Annotated in this window: 10 protein-coding genes; 7 read left to right on the top strand and 3 right to left on the bottom strand. The window is 49.8% G+C overall.

The window, feature by feature from the left end; translation table 11 throughout:
* Nucleotides 1-212: 212 nt before the first annotated feature.
* Both CSUNSWCD_RS10185 and CSUNSWCD_RS10180 read left to right on the top strand, forming a co-directional pair.
* Nucleotides 213-1,760 carry a phosphatase PAP2/dual specificity phosphatase family protein gene (locus tag CSUNSWCD_RS10185; protein ID WP_009497023.1) on the top strand — a complete coding sequence of 516 codons (1,548 nt, stop codon included), beginning with the start codon at nt 213-215 and terminating at the stop codon, nt 1,758-1,760.
* 172 nt (nt 1,761-1,932) lie between these two features.
* On the top strand, nt 1,933-2,385 hold the full coding sequence (locus tag CSUNSWCD_RS10180; protein ID WP_034964876.1) for a hypothetical protein: 453 nt from the start codon (nt 1,933-1,935) through the stop codon (nt 2,383-2,385).
* A gap of 276 nt (nt 2,386-2,661) precedes the next feature.
* Here the strand turns inward: CSUNSWCD_RS10180 and CSUNSWCD_RS10175 are convergent, their stop codons facing one another.
* Genes CSUNSWCD_RS10175 through CSUNSWCD_RS10165 form a run of 3 tightly spaced genes read right to left on the bottom strand, consistent with a single transcriptional unit; the run spans nt 2,662 to nt 4,576 of the window.
* Nucleotides 2,662-3,447, bottom strand: coding sequence for a UDP-N-acetylmuramate dehydrogenase (locus CSUNSWCD_RS10175; RefSeq protein ID WP_009497020.1), 786 nt, complete (start codon nt 3,445-3,447; stop codon nt 2,662-2,664).
* Nucleotides 3,444-3,710 (bottom strand): flagellar biosynthesis protein FliQ, encoded by a 267-nt coding sequence (gene fliQ / locus CSUNSWCD_RS10170; protein WP_002953589.1) that lies wholly within the window; start codon nt 3,708-3,710, stop codon nt 3,444-3,446. Before fliQ ends, CSUNSWCD_RS10175 begins: the two co-directional genes overlap by 4 nt.
* On the bottom strand, nt 3,710-4,576 hold the full coding sequence (locus CSUNSWCD_RS10165) for a menaquinone biosynthesis family protein (RefSeq protein ID WP_208853719.1): 867 nt from the start codon (nt 4,574-4,576) through the stop codon (nt 3,710-3,712). Before CSUNSWCD_RS10165 ends, fliQ begins: the two co-directional genes overlap by 1 nt.
* A 114-nt stretch (nt 4,577-4,690) precedes the next feature.
* Here CSUNSWCD_RS10165 and CSUNSWCD_RS10160 point away from each other — a divergent pair, with 114 nt between their 5' ends.
* The 5 genes from CSUNSWCD_RS10160 (at nt 4,691) to CSUNSWCD_RS10140 (ending at nt 9,300) form a co-directional block, all read left to right on the top strand.
* A complete protein-coding gene (locus tag CSUNSWCD_RS10160; RefSeq protein ID WP_034964873.1) occupies nt 4,691-5,785 on the top strand; it encodes a DNA adenine methylase in 1,095 nt (364 codons plus the stop codon).
* 112 nt (nt 5,786-5,897) lie between these two features.
* A complete protein-coding gene (gene recA, locus CSUNSWCD_RS10155) occupies nt 5,898-7,004 on the top strand; it encodes a recombinase RecA (RefSeq protein WP_009497017.1) in 1,107 nt (368 codons plus the stop codon).
* A 4-nt stretch (nt 7,005-7,008) separates the two neighbouring features.
* Nucleotides 7,009-8,259, top strand: a complete 1,251-nt coding sequence (eno, locus tag CSUNSWCD_RS10150; RefSeq protein ID WP_009497016.1) for a phosphopyruvate hydratase — start codon at nt 7,009-7,011, stop codon at nt 8,257-8,259.
* Complete coding sequence (locus CSUNSWCD_RS10145; protein ID WP_002953583.1) at nt 8,256-8,525, top strand: FtsB family cell division protein; 270 nt, start codon at nt 8,256-8,258, stop codon at nt 8,523-8,525. The genes eno and CSUNSWCD_RS10145 overlap by 4 nt, the downstream gene beginning before the upstream one ends.
* Nucleotides 8,526-8,556: 31 nt before the next feature.
* Nucleotides 8,557-9,300, top strand: coding sequence for an AMIN domain-containing protein (locus CSUNSWCD_RS10140; protein ID WP_009497015.1), 744 nt, complete (start codon nt 8,557-8,559; stop codon nt 9,298-9,300).
* Nucleotides 9,301-9,637 lie beyond the last annotated feature (337 nt).

Below are 9,637 nucleotides of genomic sequence, written 5' to 3'. Positions count from 1 at the left end.
AGCAGAGCGCAATTCAAGCCCCTTCCCCCTTAACAAGAAAGACTAAAATCCAAATTTGACAAAACCAAATTTAGTATTTTTGCGGTGCGGGTCTCGGTGGGTAAAATTTGCAGTTAAATTTTACGTTTTTACGCCAAGCGAGCGATATCGGCGATTAAGCCGCAAAAGCGCAAATCCGCTAAAATTTGATAGAATTAGCAAAAAAGGTAAAAATGAAAACGAAATTATTTTTATCGCAGCTGGCCGCTCTCGTCGTCGTCGCGGCGATATTTTACGCTAGCTACGGCGCTACAAACGCCCTCGCGAGCGCTCGCGCGAACGTGCCCGAGATTTATTTTGCGTGGGAGCGCGCGGTGCCGTTTTGGGCGTGGAGTATCGTGCCGTATTGGTCTCTAAATTTGCTCTACGCGCTTGGATTTTTCCTCTGCCGTGACGCCGGGGAGCTCGCGCGTTACGTTATGCAGCTGCTCGCCGCGCAGATTATCGCGACGCTATTTTTTATCGTTTTTCCTCTGCAAATTTCGTGGGAAAAGCCTGCAGTTTCGGGCTTTAGCGGCTTTTTGTTCTCTAGCCTCGCCGCCTTTGACCTCCCGTTTAATCAAGCCCCGTCGCTGCACATCATACTTTGCGTCGTGGTGGGCGCATTTTACCTTCGCAAGGCGCGCGCAGTTTGGCTTAAGGCGGCGCTTGTAGCGTGGTTCGCGCTCATCGGCCTTAGCGTACTAACCACGCATCAGCACCATTTTATCGACATTCCGACGGGGTTAGCCGCTGGTTGTTTCGTATTGCTCGTTCGTCCGACGGATGGCGAGCCGCTTAGATTTGCCATGACTGCGGTGACTGCGCGCTACAAGTGGGCGGCTCTATATCTGGGGCTTGCATTTCTGACGCTTTTTGCGGCGATTTTAGGAGCTAAAATTTGGAGCTCGTGGATGCTGTGGCTATCATGGGCGAGCCTTAGTTTCGCGCTGGTTGCTTGCGGTTACGCGCTTTTGGGCGCGGGTGTTTTTGCTAAAAACGGGCAAGGCCGTCACGCTTTCGCGGCTAAAGCTTTACTTTTTCCATATCTTTGCATCGCGCGGTTAAATGCGCTCTTTTGGCTGCGCGGACGCCGGCTTTCAGACGAGATTTTGCCAGGGCTGTATTTGGGCTCGGTTAAGGTGGCGGGCAAATTTGACGCCGTGCTAGACTGCGCGGCCGAGTTCGAGAGACCTAGCAGCGCGCAAATTTACGCGAGCCTACCTATGCTAGATATGATAACGCCCGGCGCAGACGAGCTGAGGCGCGGCGCGGACGAGCTTGAGCGACTCGTGAAAATGGCTTTTAGCAGCGGCGCAAATTTACCGCAAAGGGCGGCGAAACTAGGACCAAATTTTGGCGCCAAGGCGGGCTACGCGCACGGGCGAAATTTGAAATTTGACGAGAAAGCGGACGCGCGGGCAAACCTGCAAACGAGCGGCGCGGCAAACGAACGAGAGGTTGCCGAGGCGAGACAAACTCTCGCGAACTCAAACGAACGAGCCGCTGAGCAAAATGGCAAAAAGGTGCTAGTGTGCTGCGCGCTAGGCTACGGCAGGAGCGCGTCGGTGCTGCTTGCTTGGATGGTAATTTATAGGGGCTTTGGCTTTGACGACGCGCTAAATTTGCTAAAATCGCGCCGCGAAAAGATCGCCGTCTCTAGCTCGCTACGCGATCAGATAGCGCGGCTAGCCGCAGAAGCCCACGCAAATTCGAAAGCGGACCAACTAAAGATGGGCTAAATTTGCAAAAGCAAGTGCGGCAAATTTAAGCGCGAAATAGGCACAGAAATTTAAGCAAGTTTGTTTGAGGGATCAAATTTAAAAAATCTGCAGGCTAGAAACAAGCGGCATTGCAAAATTCTCGGCGAAAACGAACGGGAATTTAACCAAACGCCTAAAATGAGGAGGGAAAATGACGAATGCGGGGCAAAGCAAAAAAGCGGCGCAAGACGGGGAGCGCGAATGCTGCCAAAGGACGAACGATAGGGCTTTGGCACTGGTTACGGCTAGATTTTTAGCGACGCATAGGCTGTTTTTCTTTTTAAATTTGCTTCAGCTGGCCGTCTGCCTTTGCATTTTTGCAAATTTTGCCGTAATTGCTGGCTTTTTAGCAGTTTTTGCGGGGTTATTTTATCTGCATGTTAGGCTGTATTTTGATACGCTGATTTTTAGAGATTTTGCGGGCGAGAGGCTGGGGCAGAGCGAATTTGACGCGGTGCTTTTAGAGCTAAATTTAACTAGCAAACCGCCTAAAATCCGCGATATGAAAAGTCGCTGCGCTGGAGCCATTGGGCTATATAAACTAACGGCTGCGCTTACTATCGTCGTTGCTGCCGCGGCTTTGGCGGGTTATTATATGGGTTAGAGTTTAGCGGTCGACGCAAAATTTAGGCTTAGAAGTCAAATTTATGCCGTGAGCGCACCGTAAAACAAAATTTGGCTCCAACAAGCTTGCAATGCTAAAATCCCGCATCGCTCACGAGCTTACCAAATTTACCTAGTTTCATTCAAGTCTAGAGTCAAATTTACTTTTTGTCCTTCAAGTTTTATCCAAAAACCGAATTAAAATATCCAAAACTTGCCTCTGTGCCCAGCGCCAGGGCTGCCGCTTTTTCGTTTGTTTTTGTAGTTTATCCCTTATTTATAGTATTACCACCTCGGTTTTTAGCTCGATGCCAAACTGCTCCAAAACGCGCTCGCGGGCCAAATTTATGAGCCCGGTCACGTCCGCAAAGGTCGCGGCGTTAAAATTTATGATGAAATTCGCGTGATGTTCGCTAAATTTAGCCCCACCTATCGCGTAGCCTTTTAGCCCTACGGCCTCGATCAGCCTGCCTGCGTAGTCTCCGGGCGGATTAACAAAACAGCTGCCAAAGCTAGCGCCTTTTGGCTGATTTGCGCGCTTAGTGGCAAAGTCCGCCGCAAGAGCCGCGTCAAATTCGCGCGAGATTTTAAACTCGGCGCCAAATATCGGCTCATCTATCCCGCTTTTTCGGTAGCTAAAGCTTATCCTCTCACGCTCTACCCAGCCGCGTCCTAGCCGCACCGCTAGCAGATCTTCGCTGATGCTAACGCCGCAAAGCCCCGCGTTCATTTTGATTAGCCCGCCAAGCGTACCCGGGATATTTTGTAAAAACTCAAATCCGCCGATGCCCTGCTTTTTGGCGAAGTTGTAAATTTTGCCCGATTTCGTCGCAGCGCCGATACTAAGCACGTCGCCGCTTAAGTTTATATAATCAAACGCGCCGCCTAGCATCATCATCGGCTGCGGGTTTGGCGAGATGAGTAGGTTGTTCGCGCCGCCTATCATCACTCGTCCGGCAAATCCCTGCTTTAGCGCGTCCTCTGCGCTTTCTAGCACCGCCACCTCGTGCACGCCGCCCACTCGCACCGAGCTAAATTTGGAAAAATCTACAAGCTGCGTCATTGCACGAAATTCGGTATAAACTCTATCATGCGCGTCGTGAAATCAACCATCATCGAGACCATCCACGGCATCAAAAATATAATCACGACGACGACTAAAATGATCTTTGGCACGAAGCTTAGCGTCATCTCGTTTATCTGCGTCGTAGCCTGAAATATACTGATGATAAGGCCCGCCGACAGGCCCGCGAGCAGCATAGGAAAGCTCAGATATAGCGCGATCTTGAAGGTTTCGATGCCGAGTTCTATGAGCGTTGATTGCATTAGCTAAACCTTATATCGTTGTACTCGGTCGGCACGAGGTAGTTTTCGGCCTTGATTGGCAGCGGGTAAAATCCGCGCTCGTAACCGAGAGCAAAGAGCCTATTTACCGCTTTTATCTGCGTTTCGTTCATCGAGACGGAGTTATCATTTGCGTAGAGATTTAGGTAGGTTTTTAGCTTTTCTTTATCGACGCGGATCAAATTTCGCTCCATCAGCATGTGCGATAAAAAGGGCTTATGCGCGGTGGCGATACGTACGCCCTCGGTTAGCACGCGCTCGCACTCGGTAGCGTCCGTTATCGGCAGGCTACGGCGAACCGCCATGCCTCCTAGCGGCAACGGCAAATTTTCGCCTGCTAGCTCGCTCCAGATATCCCAGATCTCGTGCTCCACGCAAAGCTCGTCCGAAAAATCCAAAATACTCTCGTGTATCAGCACGCCCGCGTCCACCTCGCCGCTTAAAACTGCGCCTTCGATCTCGAGAAAGTTTTTATAAACTATGCGCGCCTGAGGGTATGCCATGCGAAAAAGCAGCGCATTTGTTGTGTGTTTGCCGCTGAGCGCGACCTTGAAATTTCGCTTTAAAACCGCGCCCTTTTTCTTGACGAGCTTTGGGCCGTAGCCCTCGCCGAAGCTCACCGCCGTGCGCAAAAGCGCGTATTCGTCGCAGATAAGAGGATATAGCGCGAAGCTGATCGCCGTGGCTTCATAGGTGCCTTTTAGCGCCTCGTCGTTTAGCGTCTGGATATCAAGCGCGGTGGCGCTAAATTTTAGATTTTTGGAGCTTACCCAGCCAAAATCAATCGCCTTATACATAAAAATATCGTCGGCGTCGGGCGAGTGAGCGACGTTTATATGCTTAAAAATCTTCAAATTTAATCCTTTTTGCTCCGCTTTAAATTTCGCGCGCGGCTAAATTGCGAAATTATAGTAAATTTTTGCTACAATCGCCATAAAAATGCGGAATTTATAAAGAAAAATATGGAAAATCAGGCGTATTTAAAAGAGCAAATTTTAACTTATCTAGGCAACAAACGCTCGCTTTTAGGCTTTATCGAACAAGGTGTAAATATCGCAAAACAGGCGCTTGGTAAAGAAAAACTAAGCTGCTGCGACCTTTTTAGCGGTAGCGGCATCGTGTCGCGGTTTTTTAAATCCCACGCAAATTTCATCGTCGCAAACGACCTGGAGCTTTATAGCTGCGTCACGAACGAGTGCTACCTCGCAAACGCGGACGCAAAATTTAAAAAAGAGCTTGATTTTTGGCATGAAAAATTAACTCGCCAGATCGGCGCAAATTTGCAGGAAGGCTTTATCTGTGAGCTTTACGCGCCAAAAGACGAGGCAAACATTTCGCCTACTGACCGCGTCTTTTACACGAAGAAAAACGCCGCCTACATCGACACCGCGCGCCGGATGATCGACTCGCTCGTGCCGCAGGAGCTGCGCGTTTTTTTCGTCGCTCCGTTGCTGTATTCAGCCAGCGTGCACGCTAACACTAGCGGCATTTTTAAGGGCTTTCATAAAAACAAAGACGGCCTGGGGCAGTTTGGCGGACGCGGCAAGCACGCGCTATCTCGCATCACGGCCGATATCGGCTTGCTTAAGCCCGTTTTTTCAAATTTTAACGTCGAATTTGACGTGCAAAGGCGAGACGCAAATGAGCTTGCCGCCGAGCTTCCGCCACTTGATCTGGTCTATCTTGATCCGCCGTATAATCAGCACCCCTACGGCTCGAACTACTTTATGTTAAATTTGATCGCTAGTTACGAGCGTCCGAGCGAAATCTCGCGGGTTTCCGGTATCGCTAGAGGCTGGAATCGCTCGGTTTTTAATCAAAAATCAGCCGCCGCGCCGGCGTTTTTCGAGCTAATCTCAAAGCTAAAAGCCAAATTCGTGCTCATCTCGTTTAACTCCGAGGGCTTCATCGCGCGCGAGGAATTTAGCCAAAATTTAGCCGGGCTCGGCGAAGTGCAAATTTTGGAGCAAAAATACAATGCCTTTCGCGGCAGCAGAAATCTAGCCAGCCGTCCGACGCACGTTAGCGAGCTACTTTATGTTTTAAAAAAGGCGTAAATTTAGGCTAAATTTGACCGCGCCCAGACCCGTTTCAAATTTGCGCGAATAATCAAAAATTCATCTCAAATTTGATAAAATCAGCCCGATTATTTTAAATTTAAGGAAGCCGATGGCAAAAGAAAAAGAAGAGAAAAAGATAGTCCCGCCGACAAACGATTCGGACAAGAAAAAGGCCTTAGACGCGGCTTTAAAGCAGATAGACAAAGCATTTGGTAAGGGTACGCTAATCCGCCTGGGCGACAAACAGGTCGAGGCGATAGATAGTATCTCCACGGGCTCGCTGGGTCTCGACCTAGCCCTTGGTATCGGCGGTATCCCAAAGGGCCGTATCATCGAGGTTTACGGGCCTGAGAGCTCGGGTAAAACGACTCTGACGCTACACATCATCGCCGAAGCGCAAAAAGCGGGAGCCACGTGCGCCTTTATCGACGCCGAGCACGCGCTAGACGTAAAATACGCGGCAAATTTGGGCGTAGATACCGAAAATCTCTACGTCAGCCAGCCTGATTTTGGCGAGCAGGCGCTTGAGATCGTAGAAAACCTCGCTAGAAGCGGCGCGGTCGAGCTGATCGTAGTTGATAGCGTCGCGGCGCTAACGCCAAAAAGCGAGATCGAGGGCGATATGGGCGATCAGCACGTAGGCTTGCAAGCTCGTCTAATGAGCCAAGCTCTGCGCAAACTAGCCGGCGTAGTGCACAAGATGAACACGACCGTGGTCTTTATCAACCAAATTCGTATGAAGATCGGCGCGATGGGATATGGTACGCCTGAGACTACTACGGGCGGTAACGCGCTTAAATTTTACGCCTCAGTGCGCCTAGACGTACGCAAGATCGCCACGCTAAAGCAAAACGAAGAGCCTATCGGTAACCGCACGAAGGTAAAAGTCGTAAAAAACAAGGTCGCGCCTCCGTTTAAAACGGCGGAATTCGACATAATGTTCGGCGAGGGTATCAGCCGCGACGGCGAGATCATCGACTACGGCGTGAAGCTCGATATCATCGACAAAAGCGGCGCTTGGTTTAGCTACAAAGCCGCCAAAATCGGCCAAGGTCGCGAAAACGCAAAAGCCTATCTCAAAGAGCACCCCGAGATATCAGACGAGATCGTAGCGACGATAAAAAGCTCGATCGGCCTAGATAAGCTAATAAGCGGCGCGGGCGGCAAAGATAGCGACGACGAAAGCGAAAGCATAGAAGAAAATACGGAGGAATAAAACAATGGTATTTATAGAAGACGTAACCGCGATAGAGGTACTAGATAGCCGCGGCAACCCGACCGTGAAGGCGACCGTAGCTCTAAGCGACGGCACCGTAGCAAGCGCGATAGTCCCAAGCGGCGCAAGCACGGGCAAACGCGAGGCGCTGGAGCTTCGCGATAAAGACGAGAGATACTGCGGCAAGGGCGTGCTAAAGGCCGTTGAAAACGTAAATTCTCAGATCGCGGAGGCTGTGATCGGGCTGGATGCATTCGATCAAAAGGCGCTTGATGACGAGATGCGCGAGCTTGACGGCACCGATAACTACTCAAATTTGGGCGCAAACGCGGTGCTTGGCGTATCTATGGCGGTAGCGCGCGCGGCAGCCAAAAGCCTTGACGTGCCTTTGTATCGCTACCTTGGCGGCGCAAACGCTAGCGTGCTACCCGTGCCGATGTTTAATATCATTAACGGCGGCGCGCACGCGAACAACAGCGTGGATTTTCAAGAATTTATGATTATGCCGTTTGGATTTGATAAATTTAGCGACGCGCTGCGAGCGGCGACCGAAATTTACCACACGCTAAAAGGCCTTCTAAATGCGGCAGGCCACAGCACTGCAGTGGGCGACGAGGGCGGATTTGCGCCGAATTTAAACGATAACGAAGAGCCGATCAAACTCATCATGCAAGCCATCGAAAAAGCGGGCTACAAGGCGGGCGAGCAGATCAAACTAGCTCTTGACGTCGCAGCTAGCGAGCTGTACGAAAACGGTAAATATAAGCTAGAGGGCAAGGAATTTAGCAGCGAAGAGCTGATAGAGCGATACGCGCAACTTTGCGAGAAGTACCCGATATTTTCGATCGAAGACGGCCTAAGCGAGGACGACTGGGCGGGCTGGGCGAAGCTAACTAGCAAGCTTGGCTCTAAAGTGCAGCTCGTGGGCGACGATCTTTTCGTAACGAACGAGAAAATTTTGCGAGAAGGCATCGCCAAAGGCGTAGCTAACGCGATCCTAATAAAACCAAATCAAATCGGCACGGTTAGCCAAACTATGCAGACGATCCGTCTAGCGCAGCGCAAAGGCTACCGCTGCGTGATGAGCCACAGAAGCGGCGAGAGCGAGGATAGCTTTATCGCGGACTTCGCCGTCGCGATGAATACGGGCCAAATCAAAACGGGCGCGACCTCAAGAAGCGAACGCAACGCAAAATACAACCGCCTGCTTGAGATTGAGCGCGAGACGGACGAGTTTTTGGGAAATCAAATTTGAGCGAAGTCCTAGACGAATACGTCGAGAAAAAGCCTTTTGATTTCAGGCTTTTTCTCAGATTTACGCTTATAGCGTTTTGCGTGATATGTTTTGGTATCTACGTGGGCAATATAATCTTTGGCAAGCGCTCGCTAGACGTGATGCTAAGCCTGCAAGAGCAAAAAACGCAGCTAGAACGCGACGTCGAAACGCTAAAAAAACAAAACGCCCAGCTGCAAAAGGCGTATTTCGAGCTAAAAGAGCTTGAGCCTAGCAGCGGCGGCTGATTAGTCGGAAAATTTAAACAACGGGGGAGTTATGAAAATCGGTAAAATTTGGCTTTTGGCGCTGGCCTGTGGGTTAGCTTTTGGCAGAGAAAATCCTTTTGCGCCCTCGGGCGATGTAAACGCGAGCATGGTTAGTAGCAACGTCGTGGAAAATTTGCCGCCTTTTGAGAAGCAAAATTTCAAATTTCCCGCCGACGCTAGAAACTTCATCTCCGTCACGCTAAAATACAAAAGCCTAGACGGCAGCGTCAAGGAAAAAACCGTAGATATAAACAAAAGCATATCGTGGCAGGACGAGTTTTTGCTAAGCAAGATCGCAGTGCCAGTCGTGGTCGAAAAACCCGACGTCTCAGTCACTAAAGAGGAGCCAAAAGCCGCCGCGATAGACGTCGCGCCAAAGCCTACCGAGCGCAATATGACAACGCAGGAGCCGCTACGAGATATCGTCATAAAGCCGCTTGAAAAGCCGCAACCGCAAAAGCAAATCATCTATAAGCAGACGAAATTTGAGGTCTATCCGATGCAAATCAAGATTCTCACGACCGACGAGAAACTAAAGGACTACTCGATTGGCAAAGGCGCCAAGGTCGTGATAGACTTTGCCTCGCAAACGGACCTAAATACGAGAAAAGAGGAGCTTGACTGCGGCGCGTTTAAAACGGTACTTTTTGGCTCGCACGGCAAATTTTACCGCGTAGTTTTTGACCTCGACGGTAGCTACAAGCACGAGATCGAAAAGACTCAGGACGGATATCTGCTAAAGGTATCTAGATAAATTTGCTCTTTACGCGCCGATTTTGGGCGTGTAAATTTGTACCGATAATTTTCTCGCGGCTGAGGTTAAATTTGAGCCTTTGCCGCGTTTTTAAATTTGGCTTTTAAATTTAGTCAAATTTGCCTTGATTTTAACCCACCCAAATTTACCCCCGCATTTTTCAAATTTCCCTTCCAATTTCACTCAAATTTAACCGCCCTTTGGCTAATATTTCGTAAATTTGACTTAAGGGATAAATTTGAACAAACTCGCACTTAGCCTCTCCGCTCTTTGCCTCATCGTTTTCGTAAATTTTATTTACGAAAAGCTATCCGGCCCCACTCGCTTTGTAGTCACT

This window comes from Campylobacter showae CSUNSWCD (assembly GCF_000313615.1).
Lineage (GTDB): Bacteria > Campylobacterota > Campylobacteria > Campylobacterales > Campylobacteraceae > Campylobacter_A > Campylobacter_A showae_A.
The sequence above is the reverse complement of the archived record's forward strand: the minus strand, read 5'-3'. Positions and strand labels throughout refer to the sequence as shown.

Excerpts from the sequence above, each read along its gene's own strand:
- CSUNSWCD_RS10185 (WP_009497023.1), top strand. The coding sequence starts at position 213 with ATGAAAACGAAATTATTTTTATCGCAGCTGGCCGCTCTCGTCGTCGTC.
- fliQ (WP_002953589.1), bottom strand. The coding sequence starts at position 3,710 with ATGCAATCAACGCTCATAGAACTCGGCATCGAAACCTTCAAGATCGCG.
- recA (WP_009497017.1), top strand. The coding sequence starts at position 5,898 with ATGGCAAAAGAAAAAGAAGAGAAAAAGATAGTCCCGCCGACAAACGAT.
- CSUNSWCD_RS10180 (WP_034964876.1), top strand. The coding sequence starts at position 1,933 with ATGACGAATGCGGGGCAAAGCAAAAAAGCGGCGCAAGACGGGGAGCGC.
- CSUNSWCD_RS10175 (WP_009497020.1), bottom strand. The coding sequence starts at position 3,447 with ATGACGCAGCTTGTAGATTTTTCCAAATTTAGCTCGGTGCGAGTGGGC.
- eno (WP_009497016.1), top strand. The coding sequence starts at position 7,009 with ATGGTATTTATAGAAGACGTAACCGCGATAGAGGTACTAGATAGCCGC.
- CSUNSWCD_RS10140 (WP_009497015.1), top strand. The coding sequence starts at position 8,557 with ATGAAAATCGGTAAAATTTGGCTTTTGGCGCTGGCCTGTGGGTTAGCT.
- CSUNSWCD_RS10160 (WP_034964873.1), top strand. The coding sequence starts at position 4,691 with ATGGAAAATCAGGCGTATTTAAAAGAGCAAATTTTAACTTATCTAGGC.